Genomic DNA, 21,759 nt, shown 5'->3' with positions numbered 1-21,759 from the left:
GTCGAAGAACACGTTTCTGGTGCCTGACAGCGGCTCTCGCGAATCCCAAAATACCCTGCTGAAAGCGACGAAAGGAAGGCGTATGTCCAAGAAAACCCGTAAGAAATCGTCCAAATCAGCCATTGGCCGATCCGCCGGAAAATCCGGTGACGCAAAAGCCAAGACCGCCAAACGGGCAGCGGCAAAAAGCCCCCGGACCTCCGCCGCCGGCAAGCCTTCCAAACAGGCCAAAACCACGAGTTCACTAGCGAAACGCGCGGCGGCCAAAAAGGCACCCGCGAAGACGTCGAAACGGTCGGGCACCAAGTCCGTCGTCATCCCCGTTCGCAAGAGCGCGTCCCTGAGCGAGGGCAATCCGGCCCCGGCCTTTTCGTTGCCGCGCGACGGCGGACAGATCGTCTCACTCGCGAACTATGCGGGGCGCAAACTGGTGATCTTCTTCTATCCCCGCGCCGACACGCCGGGATGCACCCTCGAGGCCATCGCCTTCAGCCGCCTCGCAACCGCCTTCGCGGCTGCCCAGACCGCCGTTCTCGGCGTGTCTGCCGATGCCGTGATGGCGCAGGAGAAGTTTCGCGACAAGCACGAACTGACCGTGCCGCTAGTCTCGGACGAGAAACTCGGAATGCTCAAGGCCTACGGTGTCTGGGGCGAAAAATCGATGTATGGCAAGACATTCATGGGAATTGTTCGGACAACAGTTCTAGTGGACAGCAACGGTAAAATCGCTCGGATCTGGCGCAACGTGCGGGTCGATGGCCACGCCGAGGAGGTGCTGGCGGCTGCGCGCGTCACGTAGGAAATCGCCCGGAAAACCGGCGCCGTTTTCCGAAAATTAACCATGAAAGGGTCAAATCAGCCTCACGTCATTGAGCTGTTCGGAGTGCGTTCCGGCCGGCGCGGGAGTGCTGATGTCGAACCGTTCCGGCCACTATTCTAACCATCCCCAACACCACACCGCCCACGCGAAAGCACCGCAGCGCAGACCCGCGCACGGCCATCATCGCCCGGACCGTAACGGCTACACGCTCGTCCATCACGGCAAGGCCGTGCGGTTCGGACCGGTTGTCTTTTGGATCGTCGCGGGATCGATCGTCGTCATGGGCGCCTGGTCCGCTGCAACCGCTACCTATTTTGCGTTTCGCGATGACGTCCTGACACGGCTCATCGCCCGTCAGGCCGACATGCAGTACGCCTACGAGGATCGCATAGCCGAGCTTCGCGCCCGCGTTGATCGCACCACCAGCCGCCAGTTGCTCGATCAGGAGCAATACGATCAGAAGCTCAATCAGATCATGCGGCGGCAGGCGCAACTCGAGCAGCGCGCCGCCGCGCTTAACGCCATGCCCGACACGATCGCGACAGGCTCGATCAAACCCGCCTCGCGCGCGGCTGGCGATAGCAGTCCCGCCGGAATGCCGAAGCCCTCGCCGATCAACGACACCGTGATTTTCGTCACGCCGCCGGATCGCGAAGCGCGACTCGAATCCCGCACGCCTCCCGCCTCGGTGCCGCGCACCGAATTCGCGCAATCTCAGGGCGTCGACAACGTGCTGGTGAAGCTCCAGACCGCGCTCGACAAGGTCGAAGTCCGCCAGACGGCAGCTCTGGCCTCGGTCGAGGACAGTTACGAATCGCGGATGCGCAGGATGCGCGGCGTGATTACGGACCTCGGGCTTGATATGGCGCAGCTTGAAGCGGCAACGCCCAAGGGCGGAATGGGAGGCCCGTTCATACCGGTGACCAAACCATCCGCCGATGCCGGAGCCTTCGAGCGGCAGATGTATCGGATCCACCTCACGCGCGCGCAGGTCGACAAGCTCACACGCACGCTGTCGCTGGTGCCGTATCGCAAGCCGGTCATCGGTAATGTCGAATTTTCATCCGGCTTCGGCGTGCGCAGCGATCCATTCCTCGGCCGTCCGGCCATGCACAGCGGGCTGGATTTCCGCGCCTCCACAGGCGATCCGGTCCGCGCCACGGCGAACGGCAAGGTCGTCAATGCCGGATGGGCCGGCGGCTACGGCCGCATGATCGAGATCGATCACGGCAATGGCCTCTCGACGCGCTACGGGCATCTGTCCGAGATCGGCGTTAAGGTCGGCGAGCAGATCAAGATCGGCCAGGTCATCGGCGCAGTCGGCTCCACGGGCCGTTCGACAGGCCCTCACCTGCACTATGAAACCCGCATTGACGGCGACGCCGTCGATCCGCAGAAATTCCTGCGCGCCGGTATTCGCCTCAGCCAGGGATGACGGCTGGTTCGGTCAGGCAATGCTTGACCGGCCGAGCAACCGGAACACCCGCCCGTCCATCACCAGCAGCGCGCTTCCGATGATGAGCGCGCCGACAATTTCTCGGGCGTCGATCCGCTCGCCCAGAAAGAAGTATCCGAGCAGGATCGCGCTGACCGGAACGAGCAGCGTCACCAGCATCACGTTGCTCGCACCGGAACGGATGACGATCTGAAAGAAGATGATGAAGGCTAGCGACGTCGAGAGAGCCGCCAGCCCAAGAATGGCGGACCAGGTGCCTAGACCGGGCATCTGCAATTGCCACGGACGATCGAAAATGCTCGCCAGAACGAGCATCATCAGGCTCGCCGAAATCAATTGAAACGTCGCCGTGCCGATAGGCGGCGAGCCGGCCAGCTTGCGCGTCGCCCACAGCGCCGAAAATCCGAAGAAGAGCGTCGCCCCAAGGCAAAGTCCGATGCCGATGCTCTGTCGGGACATGATATCGAAATCATAGCCCTTCAGGATGACGACACCGACCAAACCGAGCAGCACGCCCAAGACACGACGAAGAATCAGTTTCTCCGCGCCGAAAGCCGCTGCGACTAGAACCGTGAAAACCGGCGTGGTTGCGTTGACGACCGAGGCCGTCCCGCTCGGGATGTAGGTCTGCGCCATAACGATCAGCGAGAACGGGATCACGTTGTTGATGAGCGCCATGACCGCAAAAGGCCGCCAGCCCGCGATGCCCACCGGAAACCTGATTCCGTTGATCCAGAGCAGCGGCAGCAGGATCAGGGTCGCAATCGACAGCCGCAAAAACACCAGCGTCAGCGGCGGCAATTCCTTCAGCGCGACGCCGGTAAAGAAGAACGTGCCGCCCCACAGCATCGACAGGAAAAACAGCCGCGACCAGTCGCGCGCATCGATCTGCAATTCAACGGCTGATGAGTTGGCCCGTACCTGTGTCATGGTGCAGAGGCATACGCGGCGGACCGATGTGAAACCACCCGCTTACCGACAACCCGGGCCTGCGTTTAATCCACGTCGTCGATCGCGCCCGGCGTCGTGCCGAATGCCTTCTGCGCCAGCGTTGCCGCCATGAATTCATCAAGGTCGCCGTCGAGCACGCCCTGCGTATCGGACGTCTGCACCCCGGTGCGCAGATCCTTCACCATCTGATAGGGCTGCAGCACATACGACCTGATCTGATGGCCCCAGCCGATGTCCGTCTTGGCGGCCTGATCGGCGGCCGCTTTCTCTTCGCGCTTTTTCAGTTCGATCTCGTAAAGGCGCGCACGCAGCATGTCCCAGGCCTGCGCCTTGTTCTTGTGCTGCGAACGGCCCGCCTGACAGACCACGGCAACGCCGGTAGGAATATGCGTCAACCGCACCGCGGATTCCGTCTTGTTGACGTGCTGGCCGCCCGCGCCGCCCGAGCGCATGGTGTCGACGCGAACGTCGGACTCGGCGATGTCGATCTTGATCGAATTGTCGACCACCGGGAAAATCGCCACGCTCGAAAACGAGGTGTGCCGCCGCGCATTGGAGTCGAACGGCGAAATCCGCACCAGCCGGTGCACGCCGCCTTCGGTTTTCAGCCAGCCGTACGCATTGTGTCCGCTGATCTGGACCGTCGCGGATTTGATGCCGGCTTCTTCGCCCTGCGTCTCTTCCAAATACTCAACCTTGAAGCCGCGCTTTTCCGCCCAGCGCGTATACATGCGCAGCAGCATAGACGCCCAGTCCTGGCTTTCGGTGCCGCCGGCACCGGCATGAACTTCGAGGTAGGTGTTGAACCTGTCTGCCTCGCCGGACAGCAGAGCCTCCAGCTCCTGCCGCGCGACGTCCTTCTTCAAGGCCTTGAGCGCATTTTCAGCTTCGGCAACGACGGCGTCGTCCTTCTCGGCTTCGCCGAGTTCGATCATGCCGATCTGGTCTTCGAGTTCGCGCTCGACCTTGCCGATACCGCCAAGCTGATCCTCAAGCGAGGTCCGCTCCTGCATCAGCTTTTGAGCCTTCTGCGGATCGTCCCAGAGGTTCGGATCTTCGGCGAGTTTATTCAGTTCGGCGAGACGCGCCGTGGATGCATCAACGTCAAAGATGCCTCCTCAGCAGCCCGACTGACTGCTTGATCTCTTCGACAAGGCGTTCGATTTCGGGGCGCATGACAATTCCAGATGCGGCAAGGCCGCGATTCAAAAGATGTGAGGGATGTACCGGCTGACGGGAGCCAGCGCAACTCTGCGCGTATCAGATATGGAATACGCGCAGACTAGTAGAGACCGCCCGTACCGGGCCGGAAGATAGCGCGGTCGGCGTCCGGTGAAACGCCGGAACGTCCGTCGGCGTCGGCAACACCGATAACCGAATAGTTGTCTGGCGGCGCGGTGCCGGGCTTGAAGGCTTCGAGAATCGTCCGACCGCCCTCGCCCGGTCCCACCCGCATGCCGGATTTCGCATCGACACGGATGAGCTTGATCCCGGCAGGCACACGGAACGGCACCGCGGGCTTGTCGGCCAGTGCCAGCTTGAGGAAATCCCTCACGATCGGCGCAGCGGTGTGGCCGCCACTCTGGCCGCGACCGAGATTGCGCGGCTTGTCGTAGCCGATGTAAACGCCGACGGCGAGATCCGGCGAGAAGCCGACGAACCACACGTCCTTCTCGTCGTTGGTCGTACCCGTCTTGCCGGCGACCGGCTTGCCGACGTCGCGGACGACAGTGGCCGTGCCGCGCTGAACGACGCCTTCCATCATGGATGTGATCTGATACGCGGTCATCGGATCGAGCACCTGCTCGCGCCGGTCAACCAGCGTCGGCTCTGCCTGGTTTTTCCAGCCGTCGCCGGCATCGCACCCACGGCATTCGCGCTGGTCGTGCTTGTAGATCGTGTGGCCGTAGCGATCCTGAATGCGGTCGATCAATGTCGGCTTGATGCGCTTGCCACCGTTGGCGAACATCGAATAGGCCGAGACCATCCGCATGACGGTCGTCTCGCCCGCGCCAAGCGCGTAAGACAGGTAGTTCGGCAATTCGTCATAGATTCCGAAACGCTTGGCGTATTCGGTGATCAACGGCATGCCGACGTCCTGCGCCAGCCGCACCGTCATCGTGTTACGCGACAGTTCGAGGCCGGTGCGTAGCGTCGACGGACCGTAATACTTGCCGGTCGAATAGTTTTCCGGACGCCAGACGTTGCCGGAGCCCTGATCGATTTCGATCGGCGCATCGATCACCACCGTGGACGGCGTGTAGCCGTTATCCAGCGCGGTCGCGTAGACGATCGGCTTGAACGACGAACCGGGCTGGCGATAGGCCTGTGTCGCGCGATTGAACTGGCTCTGATCGAACGAGAAGCCGCCCACCATCGCCAGCACGCGGCCGGTCCATGGGTCCATCGCAACCATCGCGCCAGATACTTCCGGCACTTGCCGCAGGCGGTATTGGCCTTCGACCTTACTGCCGTCCTTCGCCAGCAACGGATCGACGTAGACCACGTCGCCGGGCGCCAACACCTGCGTCACGTTGGTCGGCGTCTTGAAGCGGGTCGGACCGGATGCGGCCTTCGCCCACTTCACGCCATCGAGCGAAATGAGACCGGTGTCGCGGGTCTTGAGAACAGCGCCGCCAAGCTCACGGCCCGGCTGGAAACCGATCCGCGCGGATTGATCGCTGGTCTCGAGCACAACCGCCAGCCGCCAGGGCGCGATATCGGACAGAGCCTTGATCTCTGCGAGTTTCACGCCCCAGTCGCCCGAGACGTCGATCTTATGCGGAGCGCCGCGCCAGCCCTGCGCTTCGTCGAAATTGACGAGGCCCGTGACCATCGCCTTGCGCGCCATGGTCTGAAGCTTGGGATCGAGCGTGGTGCGGACCGACAATCCACCCTCGTACAGTTTCTTCTCGCCGTAACGCTCGAACACGTCGCGACGAACCTCCTCGGCGAAATACTCGCCCGCGAATATATGGCCGGAGTTGGAGCGGCTGGTGCTGATCATCGGCTCCTTGCGCGCGGCGACGGCATCGGCCTGCTTGATCCAGCCGTTCTCGGCCAGACGGTCGATCACGTAGTTGCGGCGCTCGATGGCGCGTTCGCGGTTGCGGACCGGATGCAGGCTCGACGGCGCCTTAGGCAGCGCCGCGAGATAGGCGGCTTCCGCGATGGTCAGTTCGTTCACCGACTTGTCGAAATAAACCAGTGACGCCGCCGCAATGCCGTAAGCGCTGAGGCCGAGATAGATTTCGTTGAGATAAAGCTCGAGGATCTTGTCCTTGGTGTAGGTGCGCTCGATGCGCATCGCCAGCAAGGCTTCCTTGATCTTGCGGTTGAACGACACTTCGTTGGTCAGAAGGAAGTTCTTCGCGACCTGCTGGGTGATGGTGGACGCACCCTGCGGACGGCGATTCGAGCCGTAATTCTGCGCATAGAGAACCGCCGCGCGGGCCATGCCGGTGAAGTCGATACCGCCGTGTTCGTAAAAGTTCTTGTCCTCCGCGGCGAGGAAGGCGTTGATCACCTGCTTCGGGATCGCCTGAATCGGCAGATACAGCCGCCGCTCCTTGGAGTACTCGGCCAGAAGCGAACCGTCGGACGCATGAACGCGCGTCATCACCGCAGGTTCGTAATCCTGAAGCTGCGAATAGTCCGGCAGATCCTTGGAGTAATGCCAGATCGCTCCAGCAACCGCGGCAACGCCGACAAGGAACACAATCGTTCCAGCCGCGAACAGAAAGCCCATGAATCGCAACAGCAAGCGCATCGTCAGTATCCGTCTAAAACGTCTGGCGCGATCACCCGAAGCGCACAACCGGGTTTCCGAACCGAACTATACCATTCGCCGCCCGGCGCGTGGATCGATTCTGATCCGTCCCAATCCAATTTTCTATAGAGCCGCCGCTGTGGCCAAACTAGGGCTTTGACGACAATTGCCCTGCGAATTCAAATCGAAGCCGCTTAATTTGAGGATCCTGCCGAAACCACGCGTTTGCCGAGGAAAGCGTCGACCGCCTTGGCCACGGAACCGACCGTGCGGGATCGCCAGCTTTCCGAGACCAGATGCTGAAGGTCGTCCTTGTTGGAAACATAGCCCAGCTCGACCAGCACCGACGGTACGTCATGCGCCTTGAGCACCTTGAAGCCTGCGGACTTGAGCGGACGCTTGTGCATCCGGGCAACGCCCTTCATTTCGTTGACGAGGGTGTGGGCAAAGCGGCTTGAGAATGTTCGGGTTTCACGCTGGGTCAATTCGATCAGGATGTCGGCGACTTCCGCCGGCTCTTCGGTCAGGTTGATGCCTGCAATAGCGTCCGCCTTGTTCTCGGCTTCCGCGAGCTTTTCCGCTTCCGCGTCGGACGCGCGATCCGATAGTGTGTAGACGGTGGCACCCTGCGCATCGCCTTCACGTTTGGGCAGCGCGTCGGCATGAATGGAGATGAACAGTGCGGCCATGTGGCTGCGCGCGATCTTCACTCGTTCGCCGAGCGGGATGAACGTGTCGTCGTCGCGCGTCATGACCACGCGAAACTTGCCGCCCTGCTCGATCCGGTCCCGCAGCGCCTTGGCAAAATCCAGCACCAGCGACTTTTCGTTTTCGCCCGAAGCGGCCTGGGTTCCGTTGTCGACGCCGCCGTGTCCAGGGTCGATCACGATCACCGGCCGGGAATCGGTTGCTTTTGCCGCTCGAGCAGTCGCCGTCGTCTCAACCGTGGCTCCGGCGGCATCGGCGACGATCGCCGGACGCAGTTGGAACTTGTCGTCGCCGGGATGCGACGGCTTGAACGCCGACCGATCGACCGCCGCAAGTTCGACCACCAGCCGCGGCGGCTGGCCGTTCGCGGCGTCGATGATGAAAGCCTTGTCGATTTTTGCCGGACCCGTCAGGTCGAAAACAAGACGTGATCCACCCGGCATGACCAGGCCATAGCGGAAAGCGCGGATCAGCCCACGGCCGGTCGTTCCGGTGCCGGCGGGAAGGTTGAAGGTGACCTGCGGAATATCGACAACGACGCGGTAAGGGTTACCGAGCACGAAGGCGCGGACATCGATCTTGCGATCAAGATCGAGAATGAAGCGGGTTTGCTTGGCGTCGCCAGCGACACGCACGTCCGAGGCGACTGGAAAGGCCGATGCAACTGACGGCTGTGGCGACTGGGATTCGACGGCCCATGCGGCGGGAATCGGCATGCACAGCCATGCTGCGGCGCACACTGGCCAAAATGCCCTCAACGCAGGATGATTTGAGCGGCGCGTCAATGAATCCGATGCCTCCGGATAGCCCTCATAACGCAATAGAACCGCACAGTTAACGACGGCTTACCGCACCCTGGACGATTACGGCGCTGTGTTGCAGCGTTGTGACGCTTCCCTTGCCAGAAAGTCCCATTCGACGTATGTAGGAGGGGCTGACGGTTTAAACTTGCGGTTGTGTCGCGTTCAGCTTCCCGGTGCAGCGCCAGTTCCTCAAATCAACACCTTGAGGTTCTAGTGTACCTTCCGACCCTCCACAGCCAGCGCAGCGCGCGGCTGACGCGGACGGCGGTAACCAGCCCGAGCGGCTACTTTCATAACCGGCGACTGCAGTCGCAAGATTGCAGACCTTCGAGAGCCAGCGCGCGCTAACCGCGCCGCGTTGGCACCGTCAGCAACCAACCCGTTGGCTTCGTCAGCGGCAGGATACGGCGGCACCTTTGCCGCCACATTGAATTAGACGGGCCGACGCTTGATGCGCCAGACTCTATCGCCGAACGGGATCTGTAACAAAATCCCATCAATGCCAGCATCGATACGACGCGACTCTCGTGCGCGCCGCGTTTCGCTGACATTGCAGTCGGCAAGGTGCCTCGGGCGGCGTTTCGGCCTTCCCCTCACCCCCGAATCAGGTGGACCGTTACGTGATCCGGCCAAGCGCCATGCGCTGGCCGCCGCGCGTCCCGTTCGCCGTCAAGAGCTCCAAAATGCCCAACAAAATGCTGATCGACGCCACCCACCCGGAAGAGACCCGGGTGGTTGTGGTCCGCGGAAATCGCGTCGAGGAATTTGATTTCGAGTCTGCCCAGCGCAAGCAACTGCGCGGCAATATCTATCTCGCCAAGGTCACGCGGGTCGAACCGTCGCTGCAAGCCGCCTTCATCGAGTATGGCGGCAACCGGCATGGCTTCCTGGCCTTCAGCGAAATCCACCCCGACTATTACCAGATTCCGGTCGCCGACCGTCAGGCCCTGATCGAGGCCGACGAGCGCGCGCATCGCGAAGCCGAAGAAGAAACCGAAAACCGGTCCAACCGCCGACGGTCCCGCCATCGCAGCTCAAGGCGTCGCGGCAGCGGCGAGCGCGTGCAGAGCGAGATCGTCGAGGGTGCAAGCTCAGAGAACGACACGCAGCAACTGACCGATACCTCGCAGGTCGGCGATCACACGCCGGATCATCCGCACGATGATGCGCACCACGACCATGACCACCTGCATGCAGACGCTCATCATGACGAACACGGTCATGACGCGCACGCTCATGGCGAGCAGCCGGATCACGCCAGCGATGATCGCAGCGGCCACGCGTCGGCCGAACAATCGTTCCCTCCTGCGGAGCACGATGCACCGGCCGCCTTTGCCGGCGGCGACACGCCGGAAACTGCGCGCGACGATGCGCATGAAGGTCACTCTCACGACGATCACGCCCACGACGACCACACGCATGAACATCACGCCGACGATGCTCATGCGGACTCCGTCGCCCCCGGTGGAGACGATCATCAGAACGAGCGCCACGCCGATGACGCCGACAGCGACGGCGAAGACGACGAGGATGACGCCGAGGAAGAGCTCGTCGAGTCGGTCGGTGGCGATGACGTGCTGGAAGAAGTTCCGGAGCGCTCCTTCCGCCCACGCCGCCAGTACAAGATTCAGGAAGTCATCAAACGCCGCCAGGTGATGCTGGTTCAGGTCGTCAAGGAAGAACGCGGCAACAAGGGCGCCGCGCTCACGACCTATCTCTCGCTCGCCGGCCGCTACGCCGTGCTAATGCCCAACACCGCGCGCGGCGGCGGCATCAGCCGCAAGATCACCTCGGCACAGGACCGCAATCGCCTGAAGGACGTGGTGCAGGATCTCGACGTGCCGGAAGGCATGGGGATCATCCTGCGCACGGCCGGCGCATCGCGCACCAAGCCTGAAATCAAGCGCGATTTCGAATACCTGATCCGGATGTGGGAAACTGTCCGCGACACCACGTTGAAGTCGCAGGCCCCGACCCTCGTCTACGAGGAAGGCTCGCTGATCAAGCGCTCGCTGCGCGACCTCTACAACAAGGAAATCGACGAAGTCCTTGTCGCCGGCGAGTCCGGCTACAACGAAGCGCGCGATTTCATGAAAATGTTGATGCCGACCAACGTGCGGTCGGTGAAACAGTATCGCGACGGCCAACCGCTGTTCTCACGCATGGGCGTGGAGAGTCAGCTCGATGCGATGTTCTCTCCGACGGTCACGCTGAAATCCGGCGGGTACATCGTCATCAACCAGACCGAGGCGCTGGTCTCGATCGACGTCAACTCGGGCCGCTCCACCCGCGAGCACCACATCGAAGACACCGCACTCAAGACCAATCTTGAAGCCGCCGAGGAAGTCGCGCGACAACTCCGGCTCCGCGATCTCGCGGGCCTGATCGTGATCGATTTCATCGACATGGACGAGAAGCGCAACAACCGCGCCGTCGAGCGCAAGATGAGCGACTGCCTGCGTCAGGATCGTGCACGCATTCAGGTCGGGCGCATCTCGCACTTCGGCCTGCTCGAAATGTCGCGCCAGCGCATCCGTGCCAGCGTGCTGGAAAGCTCGACCGAGCCCTGCCCGCATTGCGGCGGCTCCGGACATGTCCGCTCGGTGTCGTCCGTCGCGCTGCAGTTGCTGCGCGGCCTCGAAGAAAACCTGATGAAGGGGCCGACCCACAATCTCACGGTGCGCACGCGCACCGACGTGGCGCTCTACGTCCTGAACCACAAGCGCGGCCATCTGCGCGATCTGGAAAACAGCTTCAAGGTGACGCTTGCCGTCATCGCCGATGCAACCATCACTGGCCAGCAATCGTTCGTGATCGATCGCGGCGAAGCTGTTCATACGCTGGAAGCCGCCAAGGCGATCCTCGCGGCGCAGGTCGCGGCGTTCCCGGCCGCGGTCGAGGATACTTACGAGTACGAGGAAGATGAGACCTTCGAGGCGGAAGCCGAGTTCGAAGGCGACGACGAGGAAACTGAAGCCACATCCGCCGATGCCGCACCTGTCGCGGAAGGCGAAGAAGGTCCGCGCCGCAAGCGCCGTCGCCGCAGGCGTGGCCGTGGTGAGACCCGCGATGGCGCAGTGCCCTCCGACCAGAGTGCCACTCCCGACCTTGCGCCGCACACCGACGCTGTGGGCGATGACGCCGAGGAAGGCGACGACGAACAGGATGAACCGAACGGCGAAGCCCGCGCGGACCAGACTGCGAATGGTGAGCGCCGTCCGCGCCGCCGTGGCCGGCGCGGTGGCCGACGACGTCGCGGTGGCAATGAACTTGGTGGAGCCGAAGGCGGACAGCCCGGGGAAGGCATCGTCTCGACGATCGCCGACGACCTCGGACCTCCGCCGGAATCCGAATCCACCGAAGCGGTCGCCGATCTGTCGGCGCCGGCAGAGCCCTCGCGTCAGGAACTGCCCACTTACATCTCTCAGCCGGAACCGGTGACGTCTCAGCCGGAGCCAGTCTCGCATCCTATCTCGACGCCCGAGGATGCGGCGAACGACTCCGCTCCCCGCAAGCGTTCGACCGTGCGCGAGAAGGTGAGCTTCTTCTTCGGCGAGACGCCGAAGCCGGAGCCCACCCCTGTTCAGACACCGACCTCGTCGAGCGAACCGGCTCAGCCGGAGCCTGAGAACGCCCCCGACACGGCCCAGCCGCGCCGTGCGGGCTGGTGGTCGCGCCGCGGAGAGTAACCTCCGGCCAACGTCTTTATATGAAACCGCCCGCTTCACAGCGGGCGGTTTTTTATTTCATCACATTCCGGGCGAGGTTCAACCCTTCGCAAGCCAGCGCGTGATACGTGCAACCGCTTCAACGATCTCCTGCGTCGAGCGCGAGTAGGAAAAGCGCACAAACGACTTTCCGTGGAACGGATCGAAGTCGATGCCCGGTGTGGCAGCGACATGCGCCTGCTGCAGCATGGTCTTGGCGAAGTCGTAGCTGTCGGAATTGAACTTCGAGACGTCTGCGTAGAGATAGAAAGCTCCATCCGCAGGCAGAAATTCCGTCAGACCGACTTTCGGCAAACCGTCGATCAGGATACGGCGGTTCTCTTCATAGCCGTGCTTGATTACATCCATTTCGGCGCGCCCCTCGAATGCCGCTTCCGCTGCCACCTGCGACAGTGTCGGGACCGAGATCGAGAGGTTCTGCTGCAGGGTCTCGACCGAGCGCGCCAGCGTCTCGGGCACCACGATCCAGCCGACCCGCCAGCCGGTCATGCAGAAATACTTCGAAAACGAATTGATGATGATCGCATCGGACGAAAGCTGCGCTGCCGTCACCGCCGGAAACGCGTAATCGAGACCGTGATAAATCTCGTCCGAGATGAACCGGATGCCCGCGCTGTCGGCCGCCGCGATCAGATCGGCCATTGCCTCGCGTGTCATCATTGTGCCGGTCGGATTGGCGGGGCTGGCGACCAGCACACCCTGCAGCGGCGTCTTGCGGTGAGCCTCCAGCAGCATTTCACCGGTGAGCGCGTGGCGTGTCGCACTGGTGGTTTCGATCAGGACCGGCTCGCAGCCCAGCGCGCGCAGGATGTGACGATACGGCGGATAGCCCGGCGAGGTGATTGCGACCCGGTCGCCCGGCTCGAACGCCGACAGAAAGGCCAGCACGAACGCCCCGGAGGAGCCCGTGGTAACGACAATACGCGCGGGGTCCACTTCCTGCGCATAGGTTTCACGGTAGTGCTGCGCGATCCGCCGGCGAAGCGACGGAATGCCGACGGCAGCGGTGTAATCGATCTGCCCGATGTCCAGCGCAGCGCGAGCCGCCGCGATCGCCGTTTGCGGCGCCGGGGCCGCAGGCTGGCCGACTTCCATGTGAATCACATGACCACCCTCGGCCTCGATTCTGGCAGCAGCGGCCATCACGTCCATCACCATGAAGGGCGGCACATTGCCTCGCGTGGAGGGCGTCAAAAGGCCTTTTGCCTTGTCTCTGAGCGTCATATCGAGCATGAAATCTGGTATTCCTTGGCGACGACAGCATGCAGGCAAAAGCACTCCAGCGCGCCGTTGTCCTGCCGCATTCGGCGGCTTGTTAGTCCTTGATTTTAGCACCCTACAGGCCGCCGCTCCATTGCAAAGGTCGCAACCTGCCCGATGCCGCTGACCAAGCCATGACAAATGCCCTCTTGACCGCACCGGCCGAATTCCGGTCACCGCATATCGGCGTGCGGCAATCGCGCACGCGGGTGCGTTCGTCCTCGTTCGGCAAGTTGCTCGCGCGGCGCGCGACGGTGCTCGTCACCGCGACCGCCCTGCTCGCTTCGTCGTGGCCAGCACACGCGCAGCAGCGCGCCAGCGGTCCGCCGTTGTTGCGCGACGCCGAAACCGAGCAACTCCTGCGCGACTACACCCGGCCGATCCTGCGCGCCGCCGGTCTTGAAAAACAGAACATCCAGGTCGTGATCATCAACGATCCGGCATTCAATGCGTTCGTCGCCGACGGACGCCGCATTTTCGTGAACTACGGCGCGTTGCGCGAATCCGACACACCCAACCAGATCATCGGCGTGCTGGCCCACGAAACCGGCCACCTTGCAGGCGGGCATTTGTCGAAATTGCGCGAGCAGATTTCCCGCGCGCAAACCCAGATGATCATCGCCATGCTGCTTGGCCTAGGCGCCGCGGTCGCAGGCGCACGCGCGGGCGCAGGCAACGCAGGCGCGGCCGCGGTCGCCGCGCCGCAGGCCACCATCATGCGCACGATGCTGTCCTACCAGCGGCAGCAGGAAGAGAACGCGGACAAGGCCGGCGTGAAGTTTCTCAATGCCACCGGCCAATCGGCCCGCGGGATGTACGAAACCTTCAAGCGCTTCTCGGAACAATCGCTTTACGCATCCGCCGGTGCGGACCCTTACAATCAATCCCATCCGATGCCTGCCGAACGCGTGAGAGCGCTGGAGGAACTGGCGAAGTCCAGCCCGTATTGGGACAAGAAAGACGACCCGGCTCTGCAACTTCGTCACGATATGATGCGCGCCAAGGTGTCGGGCTTCATGGAGCGCGCGGACACCGTCTATCGCCGCTATCCGGCATCGAACGACAGCTTGCCCGCGCGGTATGCCCGCGCCATCGCGGCCTATCGCCACGGCGACCTGCGCAACGCCCAGGCCCTAATCGAGGCCCTGATCCGCGTCCAGCCCAACAACCCCTACTTTTATGAGCTGAAGGGTCAGGCGCTGCTGGAGGGAGGCAAGCCCGTCGAGGCCATCGCACCACTCCGCAAAGCCGTGCAACTGTCGAACAACACGCCGCTCATCGAGATGTTACTTGGCCAGGCCTTGGTGGCGTCCGAGAATAAGGCTTACGCTGAAGAGGCGATCAGGATTCTGAAGGCCGCGCTGTCACGGGAACCGGAAGCAGCGCTTGGCTACACGCAACTCGCGATGGCCTATGGCCGCAAGGGAGACTACGCCGAGGCCGATCTCGCCTCTGCTCAGGCAGCCTTCATACGCGGGGACCAGAAGACAGCGCGGGATCTCGCCTCACGCGCCAAGACACGGTTCGCCATCGGCACCCCCGGATGGGTCAAGGCTGACGATATTGTAAACACTAAGCCGATAAAGAATTAGGCCGACAAAGAACTGCCCTCCGGCCTCAAGCCGGTCCACACAGTCCCGAAGGAATTCTCATGCTTTCGTTCCGCTCACTCGCTCCTTACGCCTTCGCATTCGTGCTGGGTCTGCCCGTCGCATCGCATGCGCAGACGTTCAACGACAGCCAGCGCAGCGAGATCCAGAAAATTCTCAAAGACTATCTCGTCGCAAATCCGGAGATACTCGAGGAAATGTCTGCCGAGTTGCAGAAGCGGCAGGCGGTGGCGGAATCTGAAAAGCATCGGGCCGCAGTCCAGCGGAACGCGGACGTGATCTTCAAATCGCCGCGCGGCGTTGTCGTTGGCAATCCTAACGGCGACGTCAATTTCGTCGAGTTTTTCGACTACAACTGCGGCTACTGCAAAAAGGCCATGACCGACATGATGCAACTCATGAAGGCCGACCCGAAGCTGCGCATCGTGCTGAAGGAATTTCCGGTGCTTGGACCAGGATCGGTGGAAGCCGCCCAGGTCGCGGTCGCGGTCCGGATGCAAGATCCGACCGGCAAGAAATATCTCGACTTCCACCAGAAGCTGCTGAACGGACGCGGACAGGCCGACAAGGCACGCGCCATGGCTGCGGCCAAGGAAGCCGGCGCCGACATGGCGAAGCTGGAAAAAGACATGGTGAGCCCGGAAGTCAGCGCGACCCTCAACGAGAACTTCAAGCTCGCCGAGGACATGGGCCTCAACGGCACGCCAAGCTACGTGATCGGCAAGGATGTCGTGGTCGGCGCGCTGGGCGTCGAAGGTCTGTCCAAGAAAATATCCGAAGCCCGCTGCGGCAAGGCGACCTGCTGAGCACAGAATAGCCGTCCAGCCCGGTCCCAAGGGCTGGACGGCCCCCCCGATCGACATCCGTTAAGATTGGTTAACCAACGATTTCTAGCCCTTCTATCGGGCTTTTCAGGTGGTTTCTGAACCATTTGGCAGGGGACGGAGCCCCCGTTCAGGCTTCCCTCCCGGCCTCTTGTTGCCTATAAACCGGCCGAAGCCGCGCGCGCCGCATCATTTCGCCGACATTGCTGGATTTGGTTTTCGGATGGCAAAGACGATTTTCGTGCTCAACGGGCCGAACCTTAATCTGCTCGGCACACGCGAGCCGGAGACGTACGGCCATCACACGCTCGCCGATGTGGAAAAGCTTTGCCAAGACAGCGCGGCCCGTTATGGCCTGACCGCCGATTGCCGTCAGACCAACCGCGAAGGCGAATTGATCGACTTCGTCCATGAAGCTGGCGCGAAGAAAGCCGCCGGCATCATCATCAACGCGGGCGGTTATTCCCACACCTCGATCGCGCTCCACGACGCCCTGGTCGCGGTCAAGATCCCGACGGTTGAAGTCCACGTGTCGAACATCTATGCGCGTGAATCCTTCCGTCATCACTCATTCGTCGCGTCGGCCGCGGTGGCAACACTGTGCGGTTTCGGAATCGACGGCTATCGCCTCGCGATCAGCGGCCTCGCCGCCAAGATCGGCGCCAAGGCGAAACCCTGATCTCGCTCATTCGTAATTCAAGAAAGCTTCGGATTGCACATGGCCTCTCAGCCACCAGACAAAACGACCAAGGAAAAGCCGGTCAATGAGCGGGAGCTCATTCGCGAACTGGCAATGCTGCTCGACGAAACCAATCTCACTGAAATCGAGATCGAGCGCGCCGGATTGCGCCTGCGCGTCGCGCGTAATATCAGCGTCGCCGCGCCGGTATCCTATCAGCCAGCGCCAGCCGCCGCGGCGCCGGTATCAGCTGCTGTTCCGGCCGCCGCCGCGCCAGCCGATGTTTCGAAGCATCCAGGTGCAGTGCCCTCGCCCATGGTCGGTACCGCGTATCTGGCATCCGAGCCCGGCGCGAAGCCGTTCATCGATGTCGGCAGCAAGGTGAAGGTCGGAGATACGCTCATCATCATCGAAGCGATGAAGACGATGAACCAGATCCCGTCCACGCGTGCCGGCACGGTCACGCAAATCCTTGTCGAAGACGGCCAGCCGGTCGAATTCGGCGAGCCGCTCGTCATCATTGAATAATCGTTCTCACCGTCAGGCGCTGCGATGTTCGACAAGATCCTGATTGCCAATCGCGGCGAGATTGCATTGCGCGTGCTGCGCGCGTGCAAGGAGCTGGGCATTGCCACCGTCGCGGTGCATTCGACCGCCGATGCGAACGCCATGCACGTCCGGCTCGCGGACGAAAGCGTCTGCATCGGACCGCCGCCCGCGAAAGACAGCTACCTGAACGTGCCGGCGCTGCTTGCCGCGTGCGAGATCACCGGCGCTGACGCAGTTCATCCGGGTTACGGCTTCCTGTCCGAGAACGCGCGCTTCGCGGAGATTCTCGCCGACCACAATCTGCATTTCATCGGCCCAAAGGCCGAGCATATCCGCCTGATGGGCGACAAGATCGAAGCCAAGAAAACCGCGCAGCGTCTCGGCATTCCTGTCGTGCCCGGTTCAGACGGCGGCGTCGGCCCCGGCGATGACGCCATGGCCATCGCCAAGAAGATCGGCTTCCCGGTTCTGGTGAAAGCGGCCGCCGGCGGCGGTGGCCGCGGCATGAAGGTCGCTCCGACCGAAGCTGACCTGTTGCTGGCACTGTCCACCGCGAGCAACGAAGCCAAGGCCGCATTCGGTGACGGATCGGTCTATCTGGAAAAGTATCTCGGCAAGCCGCGTCACATTGAAATCCAGATTCTGGGCGACGGGCGCGGCGGCGCGATCCATCTCGGCGAGCGCGACTGTTCGCTGCAACGCCGCCACCAGAAGGTCTGGGAAGAAGGCCCCTCGCCCATCCTGAGCGCAGCCGCGCGGGCGAAGATCGGCGAGACCTGTGCGAAGGCGATGCGCGAGATGCAGTATCTCGGCGTCGGCACCATCGAGTTTCTCTATGAAGACGGCGAATTCTATTTCATAGAAATGAACACGCGCATCCAGGTCGAGCATCCCGTCACCGAAATGATCACCGGCATCGACCTCGTGATCGAGCAGATTCGCGTCGCCGCAGGTGGCGATCTGCCGTGCACGCAGGATGAGATCGTGATCAACGGCCACGCCATCGAGTGCCGGGTCAACGCCGAGAATCCCGTGTCCTTCCGGCCGTCGCCGGGCAAGATCCTGCAATACCATCCGCCGGGCGGCCTCGGCGTGCGGATCGATTCAGCCGTTTATCAGGGTTACATCATCCCGCCCTATTACGACTCGCTGGTCGGCAAGCTGATCGTCCATGGTAAGACCCGTGGCGAATGCCTGATGCGGCTGCGGCGCGCGCTGGACGAGATGGTGGTCGACGGCGTGGAAACCACACTGCCGCTGTTCCGCGGGCTGGTGCGAGAGCCCAGCATTATCGACGGCGATTATCATATTCACTGGCTGGAACATTACCTGGCCGCAGGCGACACCAAGACGTCTTGATCCCTGTCCGCGCGGGCTTGAGCCTCCGTTCCGGCGATGGAACTAAATTCCTATCTGCACGTTATCTCCTGTGTAAGCTATGCGCACGGCGGCAGGGGTACAAAGTTGAATTTCCAGCGGTTTCCTCGTTTTGACCATACAGGGGCGCGGTTGAAGTGGCCTTGAACGCCGCTCGCCGACGCACGATCTGGCAGATTGCCCTCCTGTTGGCGGGCTTTTTTGTGCTGGTCGCGATCAGTGTCACGTCCGTTGTGCTGGTCAACAAGGCGCGCGACGACAGCCGCTGGGTCATTCACACCGTCGAAGTTGAAAACCAGTTATCCACGGTTCTGCTGGATATACGGCGCGCCGAAAGCGCCGCTCGCGGCTACCTGTTGACGACCCAATCAAAATTTCTGACGGAGCATGAAGAAGCTGTTGCACGCGTTCCATCCGGCGTCGACAAACTTGCCGCTCTGACCACCGACAGTCCCGTTCAGATCGACAACGTTAAACAACTCCGCCCTGCGATAGAATCCCGCCTCGCCGATTTTGCAGTCGCCGTCGATTATGTGAAACGGAACGACATTCCCGGCGGCGTTGCGATGTTGCGGGACTCCGCCGGCACGTCCGTTCAACGCGTCGGTGAGATCGCAGCCGCGATGCGCGCCGAGGAGAACCGGCTGTTTCAGATGCGAACCGCAGCGGCAGATCGCAGTCAAAGTCTGGCAGCCATGGTCACGGCAGCCGGTTCGGGACTTGTGCTGCTGCTTGCAGGCATTTCGATCTTTCTGGTACGGCAATCCACTCGCGCGCGCGACGACGCCGAGCAGCAATTGCGCAACAACAATCTCAATCTCGAAGCTACCGTCGAAACGCGGACCGCTGACCTGCGCGAAGCAAACGACGAAATTCAGCGGTTCGCCTATATCGTGAGCCACGACTTGCGCTCACCGCTCGTCAACATCATGGGATTTACGAGCGAGCTTGAAGAACTGCGTACCGACATTTTCAGCCGCATCGCCCGCTACAGCCGGGCTGCCGCCAAGGTCGACGCAATACCCGAGCCTATCGGCGACGCCGACCCCGCAGATGCGCCGGAGCTTCAGGCCGAAGACAAGCAACTTTCCCAGGACTTTTCCGAAGCGCTCGGCTTCATCAAGTCGTCGATCGGCAAGATGGACCGACTCATCTCGGCCATTCTCAACCTGACGCGGGAAGGCCGCCGCGATTTTCACCCCGTCCCGATCGATACGCGCGAATTGATCGAAACTATTATCTCGTCGGTCGCCCATCAGGCGTCCGAAGCGGATGCACAAATCCGAATCGAGCCGCTGCCGAATATCGTCAGCGACCGCCTGGCGCTGGAACAAATCTTCTCCAACTTGATCGACAACGCTCTCAAATATCTCCGACCGGGCGTACCGGGCGACATCCTGATCAAAGGCCGTCATAAACTCGGCTTTGTCATCTTCGACATTTCCGATAATGGTCGCGGCATCGATCCGAAGGATCACCAACGGATCTTCGATTTGTTCCGGCGGGCCGGTCTGCAGGACCGTCAGGGTCAGGGAATCGGCCTTGCTCATGTCCGCGCCCTGGTGCGCCGGCTGGGCGGCACCATCAATGTCTCGTCAGAGCTTCACAGGGGCAGCACCTTCACGGTGACCCTGCCCGCGCGGTGGAATTTTGGAACGCAAGGAAAAGTAGAATGAGCCTGCCAGTCAAAATCATCATGATCGAGGACGACGAGGGGCACGCCCGTCTCATCGAACGCAACATTCGCCGCTCCGGCGTCAACAACGAAATCCTGCCGTTCGCCAACGGCACCGATGCGGTGAAATACCTGTTCGGTGGAGACGGCACCGGCGTGGAGCACAAGGATCAGGCGCTGCTCATCCTGCTCGACTTGAATCTGCCCGACATGACCGGGATCGATATCCTGAAACGGATCAAGGAAAACAACCACATCAAGTGCGCTCCCGTCGTCGTCCTGACGACAACGGACGACGAGCATGAAATCAAACGCTGCTACGAGCTGGGTTGCAACGTCTACATCACCAAGCCGGTGAACTACGAAAATTTCGCCAACGCCATTCGGCAGTTGGGCCTGTTCTTTTCAGTCATCAAGGTACCCCCCGTCAAAACATGAAAACAGCGATGCCTTTGCTTCTGTACATTGACGACGATGCGGATCTTGCGCGCCTGGTGGAGCGCGGGCTCAAGCGGTATGGCTCTTTCATCGTCGAGCACGCCGCCGACGGAACGAGCGGCCTCGCGCGCATTCGGCAAGGCGGAGTCGATGTGGTAGCGCTCGACCAGCATATGCCAGGCCTCGACGGTCTGGAAACACTGGCAGAGGTCCAAAAGATTCCAGGCGCGCCTCCGGTCGTCTTCGTGACGGCATCGCAGGACAGCACAATTGCAATTACCGCACTCAAGGCGGGTGCGGCCGACTATCTCGTCAAGGATACCCAGGGCGAATTTCTCGCTTTGCTCGATGTTGCTGCCAAGGGTGCGCACGAACAGGCGCTCGTACGCAAGGCTCGCGACGATGCGGAAGCGGAAGTTCACGCCTCGCGTGACCGCTATGCTGCACTGGCTGCGGAACGTGAGGTGCTGCTGCGCGAAGTGAACCACCGCGTCGGCAACAGCTTGCAGATCATCGCTTCGCTGCTGCACCTTCAGGCAAATTCAAGCAACGATGACGACGTGAAGACGGCGTTGACCAATGCGATGGGCCGCGTCGCAGCCGTCGCGCAGGTTCACCGCCGCCTGTACACGTCGCAGGATCTGAAGTCGGTGATGCTCAACCAGTATCTCGAAGCCCTGCTTGAGGATCTGCGGCGCTCGGCCGAAGGCAACCGGATGTCACGGCTGACGCTGAAAGCGGAGCCGGTCGAGATCGATCCGGATCGCGCCGTCGCGATCGGCATCATCGTCAACGAACTGGTGATGAACGCCGTCAAGTATGCCTACCCCGATGGCGCCGGCCCGATCCACGTCGAACTTTTATCGTGCGCGGACGGGCTGAAGCTGACGATTTCCGATGATGGCGTCGGCTTGCAGGTCAAACAGAATCCGCAATCCACCGGCATGGGCCAGCGCATCGTCAGCGCCATGGCCGCCAAGCTCGAAACCAAAGCCGAGCGGGATCCATCCCATTCCGGCACACGCATCGTGCTGTTGCTCAAGAATACCGCATTGCCGCAAGCCAGACAGGCCATCAGCGCCGACACCGCTTGACGGTCGCAGGCGTCCGCC

At 61.8% G+C, this 21,759-nt stretch carries 16 protein-coding genes; 11 read left to right on the top strand and 5 right to left on the bottom strand.

Translation table 11 applies throughout. The features are described 5' to 3' along the window. The first annotated feature begins 82 nt into the window (after window positions 1-82). Together AC07UB_RS01685 and AC07UB_RS01680 are read left to right on the top strand one after the other, a co-directional pair. The gene (locus tag AC07UB_RS01685) at window positions 83-799 is read left to right on the top strand and encodes a peroxiredoxin (protein ID WP_494652369.1); all 717 of its coding nucleotides are present in this window, start codon (window positions 83-85) and stop codon (window positions 797-799) included. Window positions 800-911: 112 nt separating this feature from the next. Further along, the gene (locus tag AC07UB_RS01680; protein WP_494652370.1) at window positions 912-2,255 is read left to right on the top strand and encodes a peptidoglycan DD-metalloendopeptidase family protein; all 1,344 of its coding nucleotides are present in this window, start codon (window positions 912-914) and stop codon (window positions 2,253-2,255) included. Window positions 2,256-2,267: 12 nt separating this feature from the next. On the opposite strand, the gene AC07UB_RS01675 is transcribed toward AC07UB_RS01680, so the two are convergent. The 4 genes from AC07UB_RS01675 to AC07UB_RS01660 form a co-directional block, all read right to left on the bottom strand. Then, window positions 2,268-3,206: a DMT family transporter gene (locus AC07UB_RS01675; protein WP_494652371.1), complete on the bottom strand. Its 939-nt coding sequence runs from the start codon at window positions 3,204-3,206 to the stop codon at window positions 2,268-2,270. 65 nt (window positions 3,207-3,271) lie between these two features. Then, a protein-coding gene (gene prfB, locus AC07UB_RS01670; protein WP_494652372.1) for a peptide chain release factor 2 occupies window positions 3,272-4,403 on the bottom strand; the annotation gives its coding sequence in 2 pieces (ribosomal slippage) (window positions 3,272-4,333 and window positions 4,335-4,403; 1,131 coding nt in all). A gap of 106 nt (window positions 4,404-4,509) precedes the next feature. Then, window positions 4,510-6,996 (bottom strand): penicillin-binding protein 1A, encoded by a 2,487-nt coding sequence (locus AC07UB_RS01665; protein ID WP_492789342.1) that lies wholly within the window; start codon window positions 6,994-6,996, stop codon window positions 4,510-4,512. Between the two features lie 194 nt (window positions 6,997-7,190). Further along, on the bottom strand, window positions 7,191-8,420 hold the full coding sequence (locus AC07UB_RS01660) for an N-acetylmuramoyl-L-alanine amidase (RefSeq protein WP_492789343.1): 1,230 nt from the start codon (window positions 8,418-8,420) through the stop codon (window positions 7,191-7,193). A gap of 770 nt (window positions 8,421-9,190) precedes the next feature. Between AC07UB_RS01660 and AC07UB_RS01655 the strand changes: the two genes are divergently transcribed. After that, the gene (locus AC07UB_RS01655; RefSeq protein WP_492789344.1) at window positions 9,191-12,196 is read left to right on the top strand and encodes an Rne/Rng family ribonuclease; all 3,006 of its coding nucleotides are present in this window, start codon (window positions 9,191-9,193) and stop codon (window positions 12,194-12,196) included. Window positions 12,197-12,274: 78 nt separating this feature from the next. On the opposite strand, the gene AC07UB_RS01650 is transcribed toward AC07UB_RS01655, so the two are convergent. Then, window positions 12,275-13,468 (bottom strand): pyridoxal phosphate-dependent aminotransferase, encoded by a 1,194-nt coding sequence (locus AC07UB_RS01650; protein WP_492789345.1) that lies wholly within the window; start codon window positions 13,466-13,468, stop codon window positions 12,275-12,277. Between the two features lie 161 nt (window positions 13,469-13,629). Between AC07UB_RS01650 and AC07UB_RS01645 the strand changes: the two genes are divergently transcribed. The 8 genes from AC07UB_RS01645 (at window position 13,630) to AC07UB_RS01610 (ending at window position 21,741) form a co-directional block, all read left to right on the top strand. Further along, entirely contained in the window at window positions 13,630-15,087 is a 1,458-nt protein-coding gene (locus AC07UB_RS01645) for a M48 family metalloprotease (RefSeq protein WP_492789346.1), read from the top strand. Window positions 15,088-15,146: 59 nt separating this feature from the next. After that, window positions 15,147-15,911 (top strand): DsbA family protein, encoded by a 765-nt coding sequence (locus tag AC07UB_RS01640; protein ID WP_492789347.1) that lies wholly within the window; start codon window positions 15,147-15,149, stop codon window positions 15,909-15,911. A 241-nt stretch (window positions 15,912-16,152) separates the two neighbouring features. Next, a complete protein-coding gene (gene aroQ / locus AC07UB_RS01635) occupies window positions 16,153-16,608 on the top strand; it encodes a type II 3-dehydroquinate dehydratase (protein ID WP_492789348.1) in 456 nt (151 codons plus the stop codon). A 39-nt stretch (window positions 16,609-16,647) separates the two neighbouring features. Then, window positions 16,648-17,136 (top strand): acetyl-CoA carboxylase biotin carboxyl carrier protein, encoded by a 489-nt coding sequence (accB, locus tag AC07UB_RS01630; RefSeq protein WP_492789349.1) that lies wholly within the window; start codon window positions 16,648-16,650, stop codon window positions 17,134-17,136. A 24-nt stretch (window positions 17,137-17,160) separates the two neighbouring features. After that, window positions 17,161-18,516, top strand: coding sequence for an acetyl-CoA carboxylase biotin carboxylase subunit (gene accC / locus AC07UB_RS01625; RefSeq protein ID WP_492789350.1), 1,356 nt, complete (start codon window positions 17,161-17,163; stop codon window positions 18,514-18,516). 155 nt (window positions 18,517-18,671) lie between these two features. Continuing rightward, complete coding sequence (locus AC07UB_RS01620) at window positions 18,672-20,210, top strand: sensor histidine kinase (RefSeq protein ID WP_492789351.1); 1,539 nt, start codon at window positions 18,672-18,674, stop codon at window positions 20,208-20,210. Next, window positions 20,207-20,647 (top strand): response regulator, encoded by a 441-nt coding sequence (locus AC07UB_RS01615; protein WP_494652376.1) that lies wholly within the window; start codon window positions 20,207-20,209, stop codon window positions 20,645-20,647. The genes AC07UB_RS01620 and AC07UB_RS01615 overlap by 4 nt, the downstream gene beginning before the upstream one ends. Next, window positions 20,644-21,741 (top strand): sensor histidine kinase, encoded by a 1,098-nt coding sequence (locus AC07UB_RS01610; RefSeq protein ID WP_494652377.1) that lies wholly within the window; start codon window positions 20,644-20,646, stop codon window positions 21,739-21,741. Before AC07UB_RS01615 ends, AC07UB_RS01610 begins: the two co-directional genes overlap by 4 nt. Window positions 21,742-21,759: the final 18 nt, after the last annotated feature.

The sequence above is a fragment of the Afipia sp. GW821-FHT04G03 genome (assembly GCF_059419985.1).
The sequence above is the reverse complement of the archived record's forward strand: the minus strand, read 5'-3'. Positions and strand labels throughout refer to the sequence as shown.

Excerpts from the sequence above, each read along its gene's own strand:
- AC07UB_RS01685 (WP_494652369.1), top strand. The coding sequence starts at position 83 with ATGTCCAAGAAAACCCGTAAGAAATCGTCCAAATCAGCCATTGGCCGA.
- AC07UB_RS01680 (WP_494652370.1), top strand. The coding sequence starts at position 912 with ATGTCGAACCGTTCCGGCCACTATTCTAACCATCCCCAACACCACACC.
- AC07UB_RS01675 (WP_494652371.1), bottom strand. The coding sequence starts at position 3,206 with ATGACACAGGTACGGGCCAACTCATCAGCCGTTGAATTGCAGATCGAT.
- AC07UB_RS01665 (WP_492789342.1), bottom strand. The coding sequence starts at position 6,996 with ATGCGCTTGCTGTTGCGATTCATGGGCTTTCTGTTCGCGGCTGGAACG.
- AC07UB_RS01660 (WP_492789343.1), bottom strand. The coding sequence starts at position 8,420 with ATGCCGATTCCCGCCGCATGGGCCGTCGAATCCCAGTCGCCACAGCCG.
- AC07UB_RS01655 (WP_492789344.1), top strand. The coding sequence starts at position 9,191 with ATGCCCAACAAAATGCTGATCGACGCCACCCACCCGGAAGAGACCCGG.
- AC07UB_RS01650 (WP_492789345.1), bottom strand. The coding sequence starts at position 13,468 with ATGCTCGATATGACGCTCAGAGACAAGGCAAAAGGCCTTTTGACGCCC.
- AC07UB_RS01645 (WP_492789346.1), top strand. The coding sequence starts at position 13,630 with ATGACAAATGCCCTCTTGACCGCACCGGCCGAATTCCGGTCACCGCAT.
- AC07UB_RS01640 (WP_492789347.1), top strand. The coding sequence starts at position 15,147 with ATGCTTTCGTTCCGCTCACTCGCTCCTTACGCCTTCGCATTCGTGCTG.
- aroQ (WP_492789348.1), top strand. The coding sequence starts at position 16,153 with ATGGCAAAGACGATTTTCGTGCTCAACGGGCCGAACCTTAATCTGCTC.
- accB (WP_492789349.1), top strand. The coding sequence starts at position 16,648 with ATGGCCTCTCAGCCACCAGACAAAACGACCAAGGAAAAGCCGGTCAAT.
- accC (WP_492789350.1), top strand. The coding sequence starts at position 17,161 with ATGTTCGACAAGATCCTGATTGCCAATCGCGGCGAGATTGCATTGCGC.
- AC07UB_RS01615 (WP_494652376.1), top strand. The coding sequence starts at position 20,207 with ATGAGCCTGCCAGTCAAAATCATCATGATCGAGGACGACGAGGGGCAC.
- AC07UB_RS01610 (WP_494652377.1), top strand. The coding sequence starts at position 20,644 with ATGAAAACAGCGATGCCTTTGCTTCTGTACATTGACGACGATGCGGAT.